Origin of the sequence: Paenibacillus sp. YIM B09110, assembly GCF_037167145.1 — a bacterium.
Taxonomy (GTDB): Bacteria; Bacillota; Bacilli; order Paenibacillales; family Paenibacillaceae; genus Pristimantibacillus.
Genome location: NZ_JBANSP010000014.1, coordinates 52,308 through 73,966, shown reverse-complemented (window position 1 = coordinate 73,966; position 21,659 = coordinate 52,308). Strand labels below are relative to the sequence as shown.

The following is a 21,659-nucleotide window of genomic DNA, read 5'->3' as shown; positions in this document are numbered from 1 at the left end:
GACTTCCATGAAAAATGAAAATAAAGCGATGCAGTGGTTCGGACATATCTTCATGATTTTGCTTGCCTTGGCTTGCGTCATTCCTTTCGTGCTCTTGTTCCTTTCCTCCATTACGTCGGAGACCGAGATTATTCGCAGCGGATATTCCTTTTTCCCGCAGGAGTTCAGCATGCAGGCATACCGGTATTTGCTCGGGGAGGGCACGGACATATTTCGGTCTTACGGGATCACGATACTGATTACGGTCGTCGGAACGGCGGTGAGCCTTGTGATTACGTCTTTATTGGCTTATCCGATTTCCCGCAGCGATTATCCGCTTCGCAACCCGTTGGCATTTTTCGTTTTCTTCACGCTGCTGTTTAACGGAGGACTCGTACCGACTTACCTGGTTTATACGCAAATGCTGGATATCAAGAACACCATTTGGGCATTAATAATCCCGGGTCTGTTAATGAACGGCTTTAATATCATGCTTATGCGGACTTACTTTCAAACATCGATACCGATGGCTGTCATCGAATCTGCGAATATTGACGGAGCCGGGGAGCTTAGGACGTTCGCATCGATCGTGCTCCCGCTTTCCATGCCGATTCTGGCGACAGTCGGTCTTTTCCAAACGATTGCTTATTGGAACGACTGGATGAACGGGATGGTTTATATAACCGATCCGCAATATTACAGCATCCAGAACTTGTTGAACCGGATCATGCAGGATGCCCAGTTTTTGGCCAGCGGCCAGTTCAACAGCTCAGGCGCCAGCGCGTCAACGGATGCGCTTCCTACTTCAACCGTTAAGATGGCGATCGCGGTCATCGGCATTATTCCGATTCTTGTCGCTTACCCTTTCTTCCAGAAGTATTTCGTGAAGGGGATTACGATCGGAGCAGTAAAAGGATAGTCCATGCGCTATAATTTAATGAACAAGTCCATTATGATCAAGCTCGCGCGAGCTTGGTCATGATGGGCTTTCTTTCCATTGGGAGTGAGATACGATGAACACGGCGGAGCTAAAACGGAAATATTCCATGAATTCGATCCGAACAAAACTGATATTGGGTGTCGTCATATTGACGTTGCCGTTGATCACGATATTGATTTATTACAGCGAGTATTCGACGGATGTGGTTCGTAATCAGGTGGCGGATTCCTATAAAAACATGATGATTCTCTATATGAGCCAAGTGGATAATTCCCTGGAAGATATCGACAAGTATATGAATAATACGATGGCGGTCGATTCTGATTTTGTCGCGTACCAATTGGCTAATACCGATTATGACTTCTATTACCGCAAAATACTCATGTACAACAAATTATCGAATGATATCAGTATGTTCAAAACCATCAATTCCTTCTTTCTGTATGCGCCGGAGCGGGATGATCTGATGCGGGTTACGAGAGGGACAAGCACGATTGCGGAAGAAGAGGCGATCTTTGACGTCATCCGGCAGACGGTGAACGACAACGAGCAGTCCAATCGTTTCTATTCGGGAAGCTGGCAAGTTCAGAAGATCGACGATACGTATTATATGATGCACATTCTGAGATCCGGCGATGTCTATCTGGGCGTATGGATCAGTGCGGACAAGCTGATGATTCCGTTCAACACAACCGACTTCGGCATGGACGGCGGCGCTTTATTCGCTACGCAAGACGGCGAGCCGATGACGGGCAGCGAGCTTGTCAACCGCGACGAGGTTCAGTTGAGAGCAGGCATGGACAACTACTATTTGTCAGGTAATCACCGCAATTATTTGGTTGTCGGACAATCGTCCTCCAAGGGTCCGTTCAATCTGGTTGCTCTCGTACCCGACGAGAAGATACTCGAGAAGCTGCCCTATTTGCAAAAGATAGTTGGGTTGGTCGCACTGGCCTGCCTCGTCTCGCTGCCGTTAGGGATGTATACGCTGCGAAGAACGATCCTGCTGCCGCTTAACCAATTGATGGCTGCGATGAGACGTATTCGAAGCGGGAATTTGGAGGCCAGAATCGAAGCCAGTCGCACGTCCGATGAATTTGTGCTCGTGAATGAGACGTTCAACAATATGATGTCGCAGATCAAGGAGCTTCGCATTAACGTTTATGAAGAGCAGTTAAGCAAGCAAAAGGAAGAGCTTCTGAGGCTTCAGCTGCAGATCAACCCTCATTTTTTCATGAATGCATTGAATGTATTGTACAACCTGGCCAAGGTGGGCAATATCGAGTTGATGAGGACGATGACTCTATCTCTCATCCGGTACTTCAAGTATATGTTCAGAAGTAATCTAAGCTTCGTGAAGCTGAGGGAGGAGCTTGAGCATACGAGGAACTATTTCCGCATTCAGGAGCTGCGGTTTCCGGATAGTCTGACTTGCGACATCGGGGCGCCGGAATTTTTGGCAGATACCAATGTGCCGCCGCTCGTTATTCAGACCTTCGTGGAGAACGCGGTCAAGCATGCGGTTACGTTGGACGAGCCGACGCATATATCGATCCATATCGATGTCGTTGAGCATGATGGCGCGCCTTGCTTGACAATCGTTATTCGAGATACGGGCAAGGGCTTCCCTGAAGAAGTGTTGGCCGTGCTGCAGCGGGGCGAAAGTCTTTCTACGGAACAAGGGGAGCATATCGGCATATGGAACGTACAACGGAGACTGCGGCTGCTGTACGACGATGCAGCGCGAATCTCTTTTTCTAATGGCAATCCGAGCGGGGCGGTTATCGCGATCACGATGCCGATTCATTCCAAAATATAAACGGGGAGGCGCGGACGATGTACCGACTGCTAATCGTTGATGACGAGAAACACGTCATTGAAGGCATAAAGTTCGATTTGGACTTGGTTAGTAACGAAATATCAGAGCTATATACGGCAAACAACATGAGGCAAGCCATCGAAATATTCGCCGAGCACCCGATCGATATCATGCTTTGCGATATCGAAATGCCGCAGGGCAGCGGCTTGGAGCTGTTGACTTGGGTGCGGGAGAATCACCCGGAGACGGAGACGATCTTCTTAACCGCTCACGCCGATTTCAAATACGCCAAGCAGGCCATTCAATTGGGGAGCTTGGAATATTTAATCAAGCCAGCGCTGGTCGATGAGCTGGAAGCGGCGCTCTCGAAAGCTAGGATAAAGATCTCCGAGCAAAACAAGCTTCATCATGTTAATCAACTGTGGTCTCAGAATCATCCTTTGCTGGTGGAACGGTTCTGGATGGATTTGCTCGATCAAACGATACCTTCTCATAAGACGGTTATCCAGGAGGCGGCAGAACAACGAAATCTCGTGTATACCGAGACGATGACGTTCTTGCCCGTGCTTATTAGCGTACAACGCTGGCATAAGCCATTGAGTATTCGCGAAGAAAAGATTATGGAGTACGCCCTCAAGAATACGGCGCAGGAAATGATTGTGCAGCAAGCAACGAACGGTCAGATGATATCGATCGACCGGGGGAAGATTCTCGTTATCCTTTATTTCGATACGTACAAAGACGACACATTGGATCAACTGGCCAGAAGCGCCGAAGATTATATCGCGTCTTGCGTTCAATATTTCTATTGCGATCTATGCTGTTATATCGGAACGAACGGCTACATGCATGAGGTGCTGTCTATCGTACAGGGCCTGATCGCCCTGGATAACAATAATGTTGCATTTAATAATAAAGTGTTCTCCCTTAAGGGGAAGACCGTTTCGCCTGTGCAGATCAAATTGCCGAATATGGCCGTCTGGTCCGCTATGCTTAAGAAGGGAACGAAGGAGAAAATCATTTCCGAAGCGACGGAGTATCTAGAACATTTGGTCCGAACGGATGGATTGGACGCGAATCTGCTTCGTCAATTGTATGAGGATTTCCTGCAAATGACATACTTCGTATTGAATTTGAAGGGGATACAAGCCCATCAATTATTTTGCGACGAATTATCCTTGCAGCTGTCCCGGAACGCTACGCGATCGGTTACGGATCTAATAGCCTGGATGCGGCATACGGTTGAGAAGGCCAAAGATCAGGCGGAAGCAGTTGAAGAGGCCATCTCCGTAATCGATAGCGTCAAAAAATATATTGCCGTTCATTTGTCTCAATCCGAGTTGTCCCGTGACGAATTGGCCGAGCATGTCTATTTGCACCCCGACTATTTGTCCCGATTTTTCAAGAAAGAAACGGGCATATCCATTACCGATTATTTGCTGCAGGAAAGAGTCAATCTGGCCAAGGGGCTGCTAAGCAAGAGCGACATGCCGATCGGAAACGTGGCGTTATCCGTCGGTTTTTCGAATTTCTCGCACTTTTCCAAAATGTTTAAGAAGGCAACGAACATGAATCCAAATGATTATCGGCAGCAGAATGGCGTGCAGTCCGAAAAAAAGTCAGGAAAGCGTTAACAAGAAAGTCAGCAAACTGTTAGAACGCTTTCGATTGAGAGTCTATGCTTAATACAAGCAACGCCACTATCTTTCGAAAAGGGAGTCATATGATGAGAAAAAAGACAAAACTTATTACGATGCTACTGGTTGTGATGATGGCAACGACGCTTCTGATCACGGCATGCGGCAATAACAACAACGCATCCACGAACACGGATGCAGGCAAAGCGTCACCGAACGCGAATGCGAATACAGGGGAGAACGGGGCAACCGATTCAGCTACGAAAGAGCCGGCTGAGCTCACGCTTGCATTCCCGATATTCGGGGCTATGCCAAAGGATATGAATCTGATTCAAGAAGAAGTGAACAAAATCACCAAAGCGAAAATCAACGCAACGGTAAAGCTTATGCCAATCAGCTTCGGCAACTGGAATCAGCAAACGAATCTGATGATGAGCAGCAACGAGAAGCTGGATCTGATGCTGGTTCTCGGCACGTACAATACGCAAGTGGCTAAAGGCCAATTGCTCCCGATCGACGATCTTATCGAGAAGTATGGCGCAGGCATTAAGAGCGCCGTAGGGGAAGACTATCTCAAAGTTCCGAAGGTGGAAGGCAAGACGTACGGCGTTCCAACCGTCCGTGAATTCGCGCGAAACTTCGGATTTACGATGAGAAAGGACATCGCCGAGAAGCATAACATCGATGTCAGTGCGATCAAAACGTTGGACGATGTCGAGGCGGTATTGAAAGTGATTAAAGAAAAAGAGCCGAATATGACGCCAATCGCGCCAGGCGGCGCCAACTCGACTTTCATGCAAACGTACGCCCCGTACGATGGTCTGGGCGATGCTTACGGCGTATTGCCGAATTATGACAACGATCTGAAGATCGTCAACAACATTGAAACGCCGGAATATGCGGCTTTCATGAAAAAATTCAGAAGCTGGTACACATCCGGTTACGTGCTGAAGGATGCCGCGACGAATCAAACATCTTCGGTTGATCTTGTGAAAGCCGGCAAGCTTTTCGGCTACTTGACACCGATGAAGCCTGGTTTCGAAGGACAGGAATCAAGAGCTGCCGGTCACGAGATGGTATCTGCTGAGCTGATCGAGCCCGTTGCTACGACATTTACGATTACCGGCATTATGTGGGGTGTTCCGCATCATGCAACGAATCCTGATCGCTCGATGATGCTGCTCGACTTGCTCTACACGGATAAAGATCTGGTCAACCTGCTCATTTGGGGTATTGAAGGCAAACATTATGTGAAGGTAGCCGATAACGTTATCGACTTCCCGGAAGGTGTAGACGGAAGCACGAGCGGTTACTACATGGGTCTTGGCTGGATGTGGGGCAACCAATTCCTGTCGTACGTATTCAATGGTGATGACCCTGAAATTTGGACGAAGATGGCGGAATTCAATAAGAACGCCAAGAAGTCGAAGGCGCTCGGATTCAGCTTTAATGCCGATCCGGTCAAGACGGAAATTACTGCGGTAGCCAACGTCGTCAACCAGTATCAGAAGGGCATTGAAACCGGTACGCTGGATCCGGACAAGGCGCTTCCGGATTATATCTCCAAGATGAAATCGGCTGGCGTTGATAAAATCATTGCAGAAAAACAAAAGCAATTGGACGCTTGGGCACAGGCGAATAAATAAGATTGTCATAACGACCCCAATCAGCGGCACAACCGTTGATTGGGGCTTATTTTCAACATACAAGAATTACAATCCAAGGAGATAGCTATCAATGAAGTATACCAATCCTGTTATTCAAGGCTTCTACCCCGATCCTAGCATTTGCAGAGTGAACGAGGATTATTATTTGGTCAACAGCACTTTTGGATATTTGCCGGGAGTGCCGATTTTTCATAGTCGGGACTTAATCAACTGGAATCAAATCGGTCATTGCTTAACAAGGGAAAGTCAGCTGCATCTGACAAGCGGTACAGGTCACAAATTTACTTCCATCAGCTTTACGGGTATTTTTGCTCCTACTCTTCGCTATCATCAGGGCAGATTTTATATGATTACGACGCTCGTGACGCATGTGGAATCGAACAAAAACTTTATTGTATGGGCTGAGAAACCGGAAGGACCTTGGTCAGAGCCTGTTTATTTGGATTGGGATGGCATCGATCCGTCGCTGCTGTTCGATGAGGATGGCAAGGTGCATATAACAGGGACAGCCAAAGACAGCGAACCGACGGGCATCTATCAAGCTGAGATTGATCTGGAGACAGGAAGTCTGCTCTCGGAGCGCAGGAACATATGGGAGGGTACAGGCGGAAGATTTCCGGAAGGTCCTCATCTGTATCGGATAGACGGCAAGTACTATCTGTTGATCGCCGAAGGCGGCACGGAATACGGACATATGGTGACGATAGCGAGAAGCGACGATCCTTATGGGCCGTTCGAAAGCTGTCCGCATAACCCGATACTAACTCAACGCAGCACGGATAATAAGGTTCAAGCGACCGGACATGCCGATCTGGTACAAGCGCATGACGGCAGTTGGTGGGCGGTATTTCTGGGCATTCGGCCCGTCGGATACCCCTACCACCACCATTTGGGACGCGAGACGTTCCTGGCGCCGGTCGCATGGACGGAAGACGGCTGGCCGATCATTGGCCGGGGCGGTCGCGTAGACATGGAGATAGACGCTCCCGCATTTGCATCGACGCCGCAACCATCGGGAGAGACGGTGGATAGAGACGATTTCGATTCGCAGCAGTTAGGCAGGCAGTGGAATTTCATTCGAAGTCCGCGCGAGGGCTCGTGGTCGCTTGAAGAGCGACTAGGCTGGCTGACCTTATACGGGCAAGAAGTGACGCTGAACGAGCAGAATGCTCCTGCATTCATTGGACGAAGACAGCGGGATATGGATTGCGAGGTGTCCGTGTTCATGGAATTCGATCCTGCCCAGGACGGCGAGGAAGCTGGCCTTACCGTCATCATGAACGAATCGTCGCATTATGAGATAGCGGTCACGCGATCGAATGGCAGCAGAAAGCTAATCTTCCGCCGCCGGATCGGAACGCTATGGAAGGTGGAGTGCGAAGTCGATTATGCGCACTCCAGCATTCGTCTCGGCTTGAAGGCGGATAGACAGCAATACGTGTTTACGTACGAGCAACCGGGCGGGGAGACGGTCGAATTCGGCAGGGGCGAGTGCGGCTACCTTTCGACAGAGGTCGCTGGCGGATTTACCGGCGTATACATCGGCATGTATGCGACAGGCAACGGCGCTCCGTGCAAGACGCCGGCGCGCTTCGACTATTTTGAGTATCGTTCCTTCTAACCTTATAACCTATTAACAAGATAACGAATCTATGAAAGAGGGAGAGACTATGCCAGAAAATATGTTCTTTAACGCTCATCATTCTCCTATCGGCGCCTTTGCCAGCTTTACGCTCGGGTTTCCCGGGAGCGGGGGCGGACTTGACCTTGAACTTGGAAAATCACCTCGTCAGAACGTATTCATCGGCGTGGAGTCGCAGGAGCGGACCGGGATTTACGAGGCGCTTCCGTTCTACGCATCGGCTGAAGACGAGAGCAAGCGGTACGACGTCGAGAACCAAGCATCGAAGCTGAACATTCCGCGAATTGTTGTACCGTTCGCGCGAGAGTCGATTCGGCGCGATTTTCGATTGGGAACGGATACTTGGCAGGCTGGCGATCTGACGTTCACCGTCTATACGCAAGCCCAGTCCGTACCGGATCCCGCTGTTGCGACAGAAGAAGAGCTTAAGTCTACGCTGATGCCTGCGGTTCTCGCAGAGCTGACGATTGACAATTCACGTGGCGACAGAAGCCGCCGGGCGTTCTTCGGCTATCAGGGCAGCGACCCGTACAGCTCGATGCGACGTATGAACGATACTTGCGACGACGGGATCGTGGGCATCGGCCAAGGGCGGCATTCGGCTATCGTCTCGTCCGATCCGGGCGTTCGCTCAGGGCTGCATTTCACGCTGGAGCATATTCTGTCTGTTAAGCATGAGGAGAACTTGACGTTCGGATTGGGACCGGTCGGCGCAATGGTCATGGATGTTCCTGCCGGCGAACGCCGGACGTTCCGGTTCGCGGTATGCTTCCATCGCGCCGGCGTCGTGACGGCGGGAATGGACTCCTCCTACTGGTATACGCGTTACTTCCGGAATATCGAAGCGGTCGCCGCTTATGCGCTGTCCAGCTTCGAGACGGTTGTCAGCCGTTCCCGCGAGGCGAACCGAATGATTGATGAAGCTGTGCATCTGTCGGATGAGCAGAAGTTCATGATGGCGCATGCGATTCGCAGCTATTACGGCTCTACACAGCTGCTCGATGCGGAGGGCGAGCCATTCTGGGTCGTGAACGAAGGCGAGTACCGTATGATGAATACGTTCGACCTGACCGTCGATCAGCTATTCTACGAGATGAAGATGAATCCGTGGACGGTCAAGAACGAGCTGGACATGTTCGTCAAGCGGTTCAGCTACGAGGACCGGGTTCGGTTCCCCGATGATAAGACGGAGTATCCGGGCGGAATAAGCTTTACCCACGATATGGGAATGGGCAATACGGTGTCGAGGCCGCATTACTCTGCATATGAGCTATACGGGCTCAGCGGTTGCTTCTCGCATATGACCTATGAGCAACTGGTCAACTGGGTGCTCTGCGCGTCTGTATATGTGGAGCAGACCGGGGACAGGCATTGGGTCGAAGCGAACATGGACGTGTTCGTCCGCTGCTTCGAAAGCATGCTGAACCGCGATCATCCGGATCCGGCTCAGCGTAACGGCATCATGGGTCTCGATAGCACGCGAGTCATGGGCGGCGCAGAGATTACGACCTATGACAGCTTAGACGTATCGCTCGGTCAGGCGAGGAACAACATTTATTTGGCCGGCAAGAGCTGGGCTTCATACATCGCGCTGGAGAAGCTGTTCGCGAAGAACGGCAAGCCGGATCTGGCACGGGCGGCAGGCGGTCAGGCGGAGAAATGCGCGGAGACGATCGTCGGCCATATGACCCCGAACGGCTACATTCCGGCAGTTATCGGAGAAGGCAACGACTCCAAAATCATTCCGGCAATTGAGGGACTTATTTTCCCGTATATCATAAACAGCCAGGAGGCGCTTGACCCGAACGGCCGATTCGGCGCTTACATTCGAGCGCTCAAGCAGCACCTCGATACCGTGCTGCGGGAAGGCATCTGCCTGTTCCCGGATGGCGGCTGGAAAATATCATCGACAAGCAACAACTCTTGGCTTAGCAAAATTTATCTATGCCAATTCATTGCAAGGCAAATTCTCGGCATGCCATGGGACGAGAGCGGCGCAACGGCGGATGCCGCGCATGCGAAGTGGCTTACGCATCCGACTCTGTCGGTATGGAGTTGGAGCGACCAAATCATGTCCGGCGAAATCGTCGCAAGCCAATATTATCCGCGCGGCGTTACCAGTATTTTGTGGCTGGATGAGCACAGAGAAGGAGGAAATACGATATGACGCGAGACATTAAGGCAATCATTAGTCAAATGACGTTGGAGGAAAAGGCGGGCATGTGCTCCGGTCTGGATTTCTGGCGGTTGAAAGGGGTCGAGAGGCTGGGAGTCCCTTCGATCATGGTAGCGGACGGCCCTCACGGCCTTCGCAAGCAAAATCCGAAGCCGAACGCCGAGGGCGATCATCTTGGCCTGCTCGCAAGCGTACCGGCGACATGCTTTCCCTCCGCTTCCGGACTCGCCAGCTCATGGGACCGCGAGCTCGTCGGCAAAGTAGGCGTGGCGCTCGGCGAAGAATGCCAAGCAGAGGACGTCGCGGTGCTGCTCGGACCCGGAGCGAACATCAAGCGCTCACCGCTTTGCGGCCGCAACTTTGAATATTTCTCGGAGGATCCGCTTCTAAGCTCCGAGCTTGCCGCGGCTCATATTAATGGCGTCCAGAGCCAAGGCGTAGGCACTTCGCTCAAACATTTCGCCGCCAACAACCAAGAGCATCGCCGGATGACCGGCAATTCGGTTGTCGATGAGCGAACGCTGCGCGAGATTTACTTGACAAGCTTCGAAGGAGCGGTCAAGAAGGCGCAGCCATGGACCGTCATGTCTGCATATAATCAGGTGAACGGGACATTCGCATCGGAGAACCGTACACTGCTTACTGATATTCTGAAGGACGAATGGGGTCATGAGGGCTTCGTCGTCTCCGACTGGGGCGCCGTTAACGATCGGGTGAACGGTCTCGCCGCAGGTCTGGAGCTCGAGATGCCTTCGAGCCGCGGAATTGGCGAACGCAAAATCGCAGAGGCGGTGAAGAGCGGACGATTGGCGGAAGAAACGCTGGATCAAGCTGTCGAACGGCTGCTTCGCATCATCTTCAAGTCCGTCGACAACAAGAAGGCGGATGTCAGCTTCGACGCGGACGCCCATCATCGGTTAGCGCGCGAGGTCGCGCGCGAATGTATGGTCTTGCTGCGCAACGAAGACAGCTTGCTGCCGCTTCCGAAGTCGGGTCGCATCGCCGTCATCGGCGCTCTGGCGGAGGAGCCGCGGTATCAGGGTGGCGGCAGCTCTCATGTGAATCCGACGAAGGTCGACCGCACCCTCGATGAGCTTGCGAGCGTTGCCGGAGCGGAGGCTGCGTTCACGTACTCGAAAGGCTACGATCTGGCGAGCGACGCTTCCGATGAGGTGCTTGTTCGGCAGGCGGTTGACGCTGCCCGCGCGTCCGACGTCGCCATCGTGTTCGCCGGATTGCCCGAGCGTTACGAGTCGGAATCCTTCGACCGCACACATCTTCATATCCCGGACAATCAGACGAAGCTCATCGAAGCGATCGCCGAGGTTCAAGGCAACATCGTCGTCGTTCTGAGCAACGGCGCGCCGATTGAAATGCCATGGCTGAACAAAACGAAGGCAGTGCTGGAGGCTTACTTGGGAGGACAGGCCATCGGTGGCGCAATCGCGGACATTTTGTTCGGCGATGCCAGCCCTTCGGGCAAGCTGGCCGAGACGTTCCCTGTTCGAGTGGAGCATAACCCTTCGTATCTGAATTTCCCGGGCGAGGGGAATGCAGTCGAATATAAGGAAGGGCTGTTCGTCGGGTATCGGTATTACGATGCGAAGCGCATAGAGCCGCTTTTCCCGTTCGGACACGGGCTCAGCTACACGAGCTTCGCTTATTCGGACCTGCTGATCGACCGTAAGAGCATCACGGACGAAGAGACCGTTCGCGTCAGCGTCAAAGTGCGTAATACCGGCGCGCGCACGGGCAAGGAAATTGTACAGCTCTACGTTCGGGATATCGTCAGCGAAGTCATTCGGCCCGAGAAGGAGCTGAAGGGCTTTGCCAAGGTCGAATTGCAGCCCGGTGAAGAGAAGGAAGTAACGTTTGAGCTGGACAAACGCTCATTCGCCTTCTATGACGTAGAGTTGAAGGATTGGCGCGTCGAGACTGGCGAGTTCGCCGTCCTGATCGGCCGCTCTTCGGCGGATATCGTCTTGTCGGACACGCTTGTCGTGCAGTCGACGACGGTCATTACTCGCATATATACGCGCAATTCCACTATCGGGGATTTGATGGTCGATCCAAACGCTAGAGCGGCGGCAAGGGAGCTGTTGGCGAATACCCCGTTGCCGATGCCTGCTGAAGGGGAAGACGCTAAGAACGACATGTGGGCGGCATTTACCAAATACATGCCGTTAAGAACGCTGGTGGGCTTAAGCCGCGGCGTTCTTACGGAGGAAATATTGGATGGCTGGATAGACAAACTAAACGGTTCCCAAGCCGAAGGTTGAGGAGGTGCCAAGAGCCAAGTAGAGGTGAATGGTTGGATCGTATATCCGTCAGCTATCCCGGCTTCGCCTACGCGGCAGGCGCGGGCTGGCAGGTGGAGAACAACCTCGATCGCATGGAGCCGCTCGAGCATCATGTCTCGTACCGAATGCTGCAGGATCGAAGCGGCGGCGGCGCTCGGTTTCTGATGGACATGGGCCGATACTATCATCTGGAGCGCAGCACAATAGAAAACACAACGTATACGAGCTATCTTCTGAGCCGCGGATTATCCGAGCTGCAGCAGTTGGAGCGGGAGACTGCGGTCATGGTGGAGTTAATTAAGCTTCTAGGCGGCAGCGGAACGCCGTTTCAGATGGACTACCGCTACACGGAAATGGATGAATGGCTGCAGCGTCGACGCGGCGAGCTTGATCGTCTCGATCTCGCAGGCGCGGACGCCGACATTCTCCAAGCTGAGCTCGCTAACACGCTAAGCTTGATCGGTCAGGGCGCCGGTCTTCACCGCTACATTTACCGTCAGGATATACCCGATACAGCGACGGAAGTTGTTTGGCTGGAGCGGCTGCAAGAGCAGTTGAAGACGGCGTCCTCGGAGTTCAAGCGGCTGTGGCTCGCGCGCAATCGCGAGGGCGGACTGGCAGCAAGCTCGGCGGCATTCGATAAGCTGCTTGGGCAGTACGCGGAGCGACTGCGGGAGCTTAAGTCGACCGCAAGCCTGATTCATAATAACGACACTACTGATCTTGGAGGCAACGATGATGAAACAGGCATTTAATCCTTATTTGCCAAGCTATGAGTATGTACCAGATGGTGAACCTTACGTTTTCGGAGATCGCGTATATGTGTATGGTAGTCATGATAAGTTCAATGGCAAGCAGTATTGTGAAAATGACTATGTATGTTGGTCTGCCAAGGCGGATGATTTGAGCAATTGGAAATACGAAGGCGTCATTTACCGCAAAACGCAAGATCCGATGGGGCAAGAGGATAAGCGGATGTTATATGCACCAGATGTGCAGCAAGGCCCTGATGGAAGATTCTACTTATATTATGCATTTGATTTCCTGGGAGTCATGGCGGTTGCTGTCTGTGATTCTCCTGCTGGTAAGTATGAGTTTTACGGTCATGTTCATTATAAGGATGGTACATTACTTGGGGAGCGAGAAGCGGATGCATTCCAATTTGACCCAGGCGTACTCGTAGATGATGATGGCAGAGTGTACCTCTACTCCGGATTCTGCCCTGTAGCTTTCCCTTGGAAGTACTTGGGTTTCCCAGACCGAACGATTAAAGGCGGTATGGTAATCGAGCTCGAGCAAGATATGATCACGGTAAAGGAAGATCCGAAGGTTATCTTCCCGGACAAGGCTCGCGGCGCGGGGACAGATTTTGAAGGACATGAATTTTTTGAGGCGTCTTCCATTCGAAAAATAAACGATACGTATTACTTTATTTATTCTTCTTTTAACGGACATGAGCTATGTTATGCAACTTCGAAGAGTCCCACTGGCGGATTCAAATATGGCGGCACCATCATCTCGAACGGGGATATTTACCTAGACGGCAGAACAGAAGCTGACGCATTGAATTATACGGGAAATAATCATGGCAGCATTGTTGAGATCAATGGAAAATGGTATGTGTTCTATCATAGACAGACGAATAAACATCAATGTTCGCGCCAGGCATGCGCGGAGGAAATCACTATTGAAAGAGATGGTCGGATCCAACAGGTCGAGATGACAAGCTGTGGTCTGAATGGCGTTCCTTTACTCGGTAAAGGCGAATATCCAGCATATATTGCATGTAACTTAATGAGTAAAACAGGCGCCTTCCGCTATGAATTTGGACAAGCCGTTGACCCGTCACATCCATTCTTCACACAAGATGGAGAAGATAGAGAAGACCATCCGAATCAGCATATTGCTAATCTAACAGATGGGGCGCTTGCGGGCTTCAAGTATTTTGATATTGAAGAAGCTTCAAGGATTTCCGTAAAAGTAAGAGGTGCAGGGAACGGCATGCTTCAAGTAAGCACAGCCATTGGCGGCGATTCACTTGCAGAAATATCTATTTCTGCTGCCAGTGAATGGAGGGATTGGCATGCTCCGTTGACAGTGGAGCGCGGTGTCCATGCCTTATATTTCACCTACAGGGGCGAAGGGGCAATTGATTTGTTCTCATTTACATTAGAATAGAGAAATGTTTTGGGTGGCCGGGGAACTGGCCACTTTTTAAATATACTGAGAACCTTGCCTCAAAGAAGGATAAACACGCCAAGCGGCGAATATTGCTCCATACTCGTTGTGAGGTGGTGGAGTTGCTCAGCAATCGCCAGGTAAAGCCTGCTAGAACGGAACGTAGGAAGACAAGCTTCTTGAATATTCTTCGCAGCCGGTTTCAATTCTCCTCTCTTCGCAAACGAATTATGGTGTTTCTGACTGTCGGGTTTGTGGGATGCGCCGTCTTAATGGCGTCTGTTTCCTACAATGCGATCTACACGATGCAGCGCGATAAAATCAAGACCTCGATGGCTTTTGATCTGTACCAGCAAACGTCAAAGTTGAATCAGATGTACAATAACCTGCTTCAGGTTACGCAGCAGATGACGCCGGAAGGCACGGTGGGCAACCTGATGGAAACGTATATCTCTACCGCTGACCCATATAGTCAGCGTCTCCTCTCTCGCGATATTTCCTACAACATTGGATTGATTACGTTTTCGAATCCGGCTATGCAGCTGGTGATGTATTTTAACCCCGTAAGCGGTAAGCCCTTTTTTTCAAATTTGCCGTTGCGCGGCGACTTCAAGCTGCAATCTTTGCCTGATGTCGCCGGTATGGGCGAGCTCAGGTATCAGTCCCCGCATAAATCTTTATGCCGATTCAGCGATGATCTGGTTGTGTCGGTGACACGGGAGGTTACCTTTTCAGACGGAACGCAGCTAGTCGTTTACGTGGAAGCCAAGTCGGATATTACCACAGACATGAATTCGCTAGCAGAAAACTTGTACATGCCCTATACGCTTGTTTTCACCGATACCGCGGACTTGGTGACCTATAGCAGCAATCGGGCTGCTTTTGCGGCCGGCGGGCCTCTCAAGCTAAGCGGGCAATCAGGCGTGACGGGCGATTATGTATGGAATCGAATGACAGGCGATTATGGCTACGGTATCACGCTGCTTCTGCCCGTCTCCTACTACAATCACGAGCTCTATACGTGGAAAAATCATATGTATTGGATTCTCGCCGTTGCACTTCTGATGATGTTCATGCTTACTCTATTATTGCGGAGGCTCATTAACAGGCCATTTCGATTGATAGAGAAGGAAATGAGGACGTTTGGCAAGGGATATATGGGCACTAGCCAATACCATACGGGGATCGATGAATTTGACCGGATATTCGATCAGTTTAATATTATGAAGCGGCAAATCCAGCAGCTGATTGTGGATGTGGAGCAGAAGGAAAAGCGCCGTCATCAGCTAGAGATAGAGAAGCTAGCCTATCAAATCAACCCGCATTTTCTAATGAATACGCTCAATTCGGTACGATGGCTGGCAGTTATGCATAAGCAGGCGGAGATTGAGAAGTTTGTTTCCTCGTTAATTTTTTTGCTGAGCTATAACTTGGGCAAGTCGGAGGGAACGGCTACTTTCAGATCGGAAATAGACGTCATGCGAACGTATCTGGAACTGCAGCAGATGAGGCATGATTTCGAGGTGAAGCTGGATATTGCCGAAGGAACCTATCTCGATAGTCCTGTGGCAAGGTTCATCCTGCAGCCCATCGTGGAAAATGCCGTTTGTCATGGCCTTGACGATCACGGCAAACTGGAGATTTGCATTTCGCCTGACGAAACCGCGCAGATGGTGCGCATCATGATTCGCGATGACGGCAAAGGGCTGAGTCATGAGACGCTTGCCTTATTGCAGCGCGATACGCCGGATCAGCAGCAGACAGGCTGGGGGATTGGACTTCGTTATGTCCGATCGATGCTGGAATCCTTCTATGGCTATAAGGCTCGTATGGGTATAGAAAGCACTCCGAATCATGGCACAACCGTTACGTTAACCCTTCCTATTCAGCAGTATAGAAAGGAGAGAGCGATTTGATTCGTGTATTAATCGTTGACGATGACAAGCTTGCCCGCAAAGGCTTCATTTCGATTATGCCTTGGTCCAATCACGATATGATTGTAGTCGGCGAAGCGGCGAACGGCGCGAAGGCGCTGGAATTTATGGAAAGGCATGAGGTTGATCTCATGTTCGTCGATCTTTCGATGCCTGTCATGTCGGGAATGGAGCTGCTTCAAGTCACGCGGCAAAGATTTCCCGGGCTGCGCTCCGTTATTTTATCTTTTCATGAAGAGTTCGAGAACGTGCAAACGGCTTATCGCATGGGGGTGCTCGATTATATATCGAAGGTGCGTCTGGAATCGGAGGACGACGAGCAAATATTGAAACGAATCCAGCAGCAAATGACAGGAGAAAGGCCTCACCACTCAGCCAAGCCTCTCGTGGTATCCGCGCCTGCGCCTGCCCCCGATCAAAACGTCTGCTCGCAGGAGGAAGAAGAATGGAGCAGGCTGGAGCAGGAGTGGCGCTCGCACTACTGGCTTTATAATGAATCGGTCTTCCAGCGCTTATGCAAAAGGACCTTAGAATCCAAGGTTTCTTTTCGCCGTCTGGAAGGTCTGTTCATGCGGGTGTTGTCACATATGGAGACCGTTATCACAATGGATGCCGAGCTCCGGTCAGATGCCGACGACGTCAGCTCGGCGGTTGAATGGCTGCGCGATTACAGGAAACGCGTGTATGCGCACGTTGCGGGATCCTCCGATTTCACCAATACGTCGACCAGCATTCTAAGGGCTGTGCTGTATATTCGCGAGCAGGCTTCGAATACGCTGCATGCCGAGGACGTCGCCGATCATGTGCACATGAGCCGAAGCTATTTTAGCCAATGCTTTAAGAAGCTGACGGGCACGACGTTCAATGATTACTTAAGACAAGAGCGAATAAGAGCGGCCGAGCGTCTGTTATGCGAAACGAATCAGTCGATCGCGTGGGTTGCTCATGCTGTAGGCTACAACGACTCCAAGTATTTCTCCCACCTCTTCTATGAACAGACTCGCCTCTTGCCCTCCGAATTTCGGGCTCAGTTCCACAGGGGGGAAGAATGATTTCATCTTATCGAACAAACATCTACCTCGGTCCCTTATCCGTCGCAAAACACGGCACAACCGTCCGACTTTTTTTCTCCGCTTCCCATGTACAATGAGAAGGCAAGAAACGAAGCAATCGCTTACAAGCAAGAATTGCTTCGCCATTCTTCTAGGGAGGGATTAGATGAAAAAGAATATGGCAATGCTGCTTTCCGTCGTATTACTTGGTCTAAGCTTGACAGCATGTACTTCTTCCAATGATTCTTCGAATAATTTGAAAGCGTCTTCAAGCCCGGACTCAAGCTCAGAACTTTCGGGAGATGACCTGGCCTTCTCCAAATTTGCGAAGCCTGTCGATGTTCACATTGGCATGGTGGTAGATCCGACAGACAAAACGCTGCCGGAAGGCGACAGCGTAAGCAACAACCAATACACGCGCTATCTCAAGGAGAAGTACAACATCAACGTCATCGTGGATTGGACTGCGGCTACCGGCAACGATTTCAAGCAGAAGGTCAGCTTGACGATCGCATCGGGCAAGTTGCCGGACGGTATGGTCGTCGACGACCGCTCGTTCATGACCAAAGCGGCCAGCTCGGGATTGCTCTATGACATCACCGATATATTCCAGCAATATCAGTCCTCGCAGGTGAAGGACATTATGGCGAGCACCGAAGGCCGTGCATTGGAAAATGCGAGCTACAAGGGCAAGATGGTTGCCCTCCCGAACATTACGGTGGATACCGACGGCGTTCACGTCTTGTGGATTCGCAAGGATTGGCTTGATAAGCTGCAGCTGCCCGTGCCGAAGACGGTGTCGGATGTCGAAAAGGCGGCGAAAGCTTTTATAGATAATAAGCTTGGCGGGGACAAAACGATCGGTATTGCCGGTCCTTCCAAAAATACATTCCCGTATTCCACGTTCCTTGTTTCCTCTAACAATATGGGCGGATTCGATCCGATTTTTGGCGCGATGGATGCGTATCCGGGCTACTGGCTTGACAATGGCGACGGATCGGTATCGTACGGAACGATTTCGGACAATACAAGAAAATCATTGGCTTTGCTGGCTGATTGGTACAAAAAAGGGCTTATCGATCCCGAGGTAGGCACACGCGACAACGTAGGGGATCCGATCAATGCCAATCAGACGGGCATTTTCTTTGGTCCATGGTGGAATGGCGGCTATGGCAACGGGGACTCCTTCAAGAACGATCCGACGGCGAACTGGCAGGCCTATCCGGTCTATTCCGATGATAACAAGTGGAATGCGCATATGAAGACGACGGGCAGCACCTACACCATTATTAGCAAAAACGCCAAGCCGGATGTCGTCAAAGCGATCATGATCATGAATAACGCTCTTGTGCGCGATGAAGCGACCTTTGATTTATCCGTTGCCGTGGGCTGGTATCCGCTTCGCAACGTTATGGCTGCAGCTAATGAAACGGAATACGAATATGTCGAGCTTCTGAAAGTGCTGAAAGGCGAGACGGATCCAGAGGATTACAATAAGCCGAACAGCCTGTACAAATTAATGTATGCGGATGCGAAAAAGGTGAGAGACGTCATTAAGCCTCCGTACGACGATCTGAATGTGAGCAACTTCAGCACGGCTAACTTCGGCGATTTCCAACGTTTGTACTCCATCATGATCGGCGATCGTCCGTTCACGACGATTCCTATCGACAAGAAGGTATTTAGCGTCACCTACAACCAGACGCCGACGATGGAAACGAAATGGGCCAACCTGAAAAAGATGGAGGACGAAACCGTAATGAAAATCATCCTTGGCCAAGCGTCCATCGATTCCTTCGACAAATTCGTGAAGGACTGGAAGTCCCAAGGCGGAGACGAGATCACGGCGGAAGTCGCAGAGCTCTTGAAGAAGTAACCGGGCGGAAGCTTGCGGAAGGCACTGGCAGTTCAAGTGCTTTCCGCAATTTGCTATACGGATAGGGAGACGGGAGGTTAGCGCTAGTGAGGAAATTAGGCCATCAGAAACACTATTATTTGATGCTGCTGCCGGGCATGGTCTGGCTAGTGATGTTCAGTATTGTGCCTATGACAGGAATTGTGATGGCTTTTCAGAACTTTAACCCGGGAGCGGGGATGTTCAAATCCGAGTGGGTCGGACTCGAAAACTTCAAGTATATGTTTCAGCTAAATGATAGCAAGACGGTCATCATCAATACCTTTATTATCGCAGTCGGCAAAATCGCGCTCAATTTGCTTGTTCCGCTCGTCTTTGCCATTTTGCTGAACGAGCTTCGCAGCTTGCGCTACAAAAAGCTGGTTCAGACCGTCGTTTACCTGCCGCACTTTCTGTCGTGGGTTATTATGTCAACGATTGTCATCGGGATCTTCGGCTATTACGGCGTCGTCAATACGGTTATTGGAATGTTCGGCTTCGATCCTAAGCTATTTATGGCGGATGCGGGTATATTCCGGCAGCTCGTCATCGGCACCGATGTGTGGAAGGAGTTCGGCTTTAACGCCATTATTTATCTTGCGGCGCTAACGGGCATTAACCTGAATCTGTACGAGGCGGCCGCCATTGACGGGGCCAATCGCTGGCAGTTGATCCGGCACGTTACGCTGCCTGCGCTGTCGACCACGGTTGTGTTGCTGGGCGTCTTAAGCTTGGGCAACGTGCTGAACGCCGGATTCGACCAAGTGTACAACCTTTATAACCCGCTTGTGTATTCAACCGGTGATATTTTGGATACATGGGTTTACCGGCTGGGCTTGCAAAATCTGCAATACTCGCTCGCAACGGCTGCCGGATTGTTCAAGTCGGTCATTAGCTTTGTGCTAATTTTTATATCCTATCGTCTAGCGTATCGTTATGCCGATTATACGGTATTCTGAAGGAGGACACTGCATTGGTCAGAAATATAACGGTAGGCTCACGGACGTTTGAGATTGCCAATATCGTCGTCCTCGGTCTTCTGCTCGTCAGCTGCATATACCCGCTTTGGTACACCTTTTGTGTATCGATCTCCGAGAAAGCGGCCGCCAATGCGGGTTTGGTTACGATTTTTCCTATCGGCTTTTCCTTGGCGTCGTACAAGGAGATTATAAGCGACAGCCTATTCTTTAACGCGTTCTGGATTTCCATTCAGCGCACCGTGCTCGGTACGGGATTCGCCTTGCTGATGACGGTATTAATGGCTTATCCTCTGGCAAGGCCCAAGAAGGATTTCAAAATGCGCAATACGTTCATGTGGGTGCTTGTGTTCTGCATGCTGTTTAACGGGGGATTGATTCCTTGGTATCTCACGATTCAAAACTATCATTTGATCGATACGATCTGGGCGTTGGTGCTTGGCGGTGGAGTGCCCGTATTCGACGTCATTCTGATCATGAACTTCTTCCGCAATCTGCCGAAGGAGCTGCATGAGGCGGCCGTAGTCGACGGAGCCGGTCCTTGGTCAGTCCTGTTCCGGGTGTATATCCCATGCGCTATTCCCGTACTTGCCGCAGTTGCGTTGTTCCTTAGCGTATATCACTGGAACGAGTTCTTTAACGGATTGGTGCTCATGAACACTTCCGCTAAATATCCGCTCCAAACCTATATCCAGCAGCTTGTCGTCAACATTCCGGTTGGCACGAATCTAACCCCAGAACAATACAAGAAGCTGTCGGAGCTGTCTAACCGGACGCTGAATTCGGCGAAGGTGTTTATCGCTATGGTGCCGATGCTGATCGTATATCCATTCCTGCAAAAATACTTCGTATCCGGTATTATGCTAGGCGCAGTGAAGGAGTAAAGCGTGCGCCGTCAATGTGAAAAAAGCAAGGGAATGAGCCAGTGTAGTCCTGTGCTCATTCCCTTCTTTCTCAATTTAAGAGAGAAAGAAGCGGTTGCTTGCAAATGAACGCTCCTACTATCGTGTTATTGTGGCTAACTAACTAACGATTGCACTCCTTTCCTAAATGGGTTATTCTTCAATGAGCACAATCTTCGTAGAATCTAGCAAGTTGATGGCAATTACAAGGAGGAATAGTCAGTACGCACGCAGTATTCACCTACAACTTCATATACTTAGGTAAATTGGTGCTGTGTTTACACAGCTTAAAATGGAAGATCAGTGCAAATCTGACGCGGTCCCGCCACTGTAACGCTGAGCATGCTAACGTGTTTCCACTGTATTTGTATACGGGAAGGAGCTAGCCATGCGATGAAGCAAAGCCAGGATACATGCCATTTACTTTATTCTACGATTTCACGAGGATGAAAGGAGAGATGTTTAACTGTGCATTTATTCGGGCATTGGTATGCCCTTATGTCCGTTTGTCAAACACCTTTCACAATGACTAGTGAGAGGTGTTTTTTTGTTTCACAAAAAT

At 50.7% G+C, this 21,659-nt stretch carries 14 protein-coding genes and 1 riboswitch; all 14 genes read left to right on the top strand.

The window, feature by feature from the left end; all coding sequences use genetic code 11:
• Window positions 1–7: 7 nt before the first annotated feature.
• Window positions 8–898, top strand: coding sequence for a carbohydrate ABC transporter permease (locus V8F51_RS19875; protein ID WP_337102153.1), 891 nt, complete (start codon window positions 8–10; stop codon window positions 896–898).
• 94 nt (window positions 899–992) lie between these two features.
• The gene (locus tag V8F51_RS19870) at window positions 993–2,738 is read left to right on the top strand and encodes a sensor histidine kinase (protein WP_337102152.1); all 1,746 of its coding nucleotides are present in this window, start codon (window positions 993–995) and stop codon (window positions 2,736–2,738) included.
• Window positions 2,739–2,755: 17 nt separating this feature from the next.
• Window positions 2,756–4,372: a response regulator gene (locus tag V8F51_RS19865; RefSeq protein WP_337102151.1), complete on the top strand. Its 1,617-nt coding sequence runs from the start codon at window positions 2,756–2,758 to the stop codon at window positions 4,370–4,372.
• Between the two features lie 92 nt (window positions 4,373–4,464).
• A complete protein-coding gene (locus tag V8F51_RS19860) occupies window positions 4,465–6,021 on the top strand; it encodes an ABC transporter substrate-binding protein (RefSeq protein WP_337102150.1) in 1,557 nt (518 codons plus the stop codon).
• A 91-nt stretch (window positions 6,022–6,112) separates the two neighbouring features.
• Window positions 6,113–7,663: a glycoside hydrolase family 43 protein gene (locus V8F51_RS19855; protein ID WP_337102148.1), complete on the top strand. Its 1,551-nt coding sequence runs from the start codon at window positions 6,113–6,115 to the stop codon at window positions 7,661–7,663.
• Between the two features lie 49 nt (window positions 7,664–7,712).
• Window positions 7,713–9,851 carry a glycoside hydrolase family 52 protein gene (locus tag V8F51_RS19850; protein WP_337102146.1) on the top strand — a complete coding sequence of 713 codons (2,139 nt, stop codon included), beginning with the start codon at window positions 7,713–7,715 and terminating at the stop codon, window positions 9,849–9,851.
• The gene (locus V8F51_RS19845; RefSeq protein WP_337102145.1) at window positions 9,848–12,139 is read left to right on the top strand and encodes a glycoside hydrolase family 3 C-terminal domain-containing protein; all 2,292 of its coding nucleotides are present in this window, start codon (window positions 9,848–9,850) and stop codon (window positions 12,137–12,139) included. The genes V8F51_RS19850 and V8F51_RS19845 overlap by 4 nt, the downstream gene beginning before the upstream one ends.
• Before the next feature lie 32 nt (window positions 12,140–12,171).
• Window positions 12,172–12,915 carry a hypothetical protein gene (locus V8F51_RS19840; protein WP_337102144.1) on the top strand — a complete coding sequence of 248 codons (744 nt, stop codon included), beginning with the start codon at window positions 12,172–12,174 and terminating at the stop codon, window positions 12,913–12,915.
• Window positions 12,899–14,338, top strand: a complete 1,440-nt coding sequence (locus tag V8F51_RS19835) for a family 43 glycosylhydrolase (RefSeq protein WP_337102143.1) — start codon at window positions 12,899–12,901, stop codon at window positions 14,336–14,338. The genes V8F51_RS19840 and V8F51_RS19835 overlap by 17 nt, the downstream gene beginning before the upstream one ends.
• A gap of 179 nt (window positions 14,339–14,517) precedes the next feature.
• Entirely contained in the window at window positions 14,518–16,254 is a 1,737-nt protein-coding gene (locus tag V8F51_RS19830; RefSeq protein ID WP_337102142.1) for a sensor histidine kinase, read from the top strand.
• Window positions 16,251–17,324: a response regulator transcription factor gene (locus V8F51_RS19825; protein WP_337102141.1), complete on the top strand. Its 1,074-nt coding sequence runs from the start codon at window positions 16,251–16,253 to the stop codon at window positions 17,322–17,324. Before V8F51_RS19830 ends, V8F51_RS19825 begins: the two co-directional genes overlap by 4 nt.
• A 166-nt stretch (window positions 17,325–17,490) precedes the next feature.
• Window positions 17,491–19,200, top strand: a complete 1,710-nt coding sequence (locus tag V8F51_RS19820; protein WP_337102140.1) for an extracellular solute-binding protein — start codon at window positions 17,491–17,493, stop codon at window positions 19,198–19,200.
• Between the two features lie 86 nt (window positions 19,201–19,286).
• Window positions 19,287–20,177, top strand: a complete 891-nt coding sequence (locus tag V8F51_RS19815; RefSeq protein WP_442051666.1) for an ABC transporter permease — start codon at window positions 19,287–19,289, stop codon at window positions 20,175–20,177.
• 14 nt (window positions 20,178–20,191) lie between these two features.
• The gene (locus V8F51_RS19810) at window positions 20,192–21,079 is read left to right on the top strand and encodes a carbohydrate ABC transporter permease (RefSeq protein WP_337102139.1); all 888 of its coding nucleotides are present in this window, start codon (window positions 20,192–20,194) and stop codon (window positions 21,077–21,079) included.
• Window positions 21,080–21,347: 268 nt separating this feature from the next.
• Window positions 21,348–21,532, top strand: a riboswitch (cobalamin riboswitch).
• Window positions 21,533–21,659 lie beyond the last annotated feature (127 nt).

Bases quoted from the DNA above. Each gene is read 5' to 3' on its own strand.
- V8F51_RS19875 (WP_337102153.1), top strand. From the start codon at position 8: ATGAAAAATGAAAATAAAGCGATGCAGTGGTTCGGACATATCTTCATG.
- V8F51_RS19870 (WP_337102152.1), top strand. From the start codon at position 993: ATGAACACGGCGGAGCTAAAACGGAAATATTCCATGAATTCGATCCGA.
- V8F51_RS19865 (WP_337102151.1), top strand. From the start codon at position 2,756: ATGTACCGACTGCTAATCGTTGATGACGAGAAACACGTCATTGAAGGC.
- V8F51_RS19860 (WP_337102150.1), top strand. From the start codon at position 4,465: ATGAGAAAAAAGACAAAACTTATTACGATGCTACTGGTTGTGATGATG.
- V8F51_RS19855 (WP_337102148.1), top strand. From the start codon at position 6,113: ATGAAGTATACCAATCCTGTTATTCAAGGCTTCTACCCCGATCCTAGC.
- V8F51_RS19850 (WP_337102146.1), top strand. From the start codon at position 7,713: ATGCCAGAAAATATGTTCTTTAACGCTCATCATTCTCCTATCGGCGCC.
- V8F51_RS19845 (WP_337102145.1), top strand. From the start codon at position 9,848: ATGACGCGAGACATTAAGGCAATCATTAGTCAAATGACGTTGGAGGAA.
- V8F51_RS19835 (WP_337102143.1), top strand. From the start codon at position 12,899: ATGAAACAGGCATTTAATCCTTATTTGCCAAGCTATGAGTATGTACCA.
- V8F51_RS19820 (WP_337102140.1), top strand. From the start codon at position 17,491: ATGAAAAAGAATATGGCAATGCTGCTTTCCGTCGTATTACTTGGTCTA.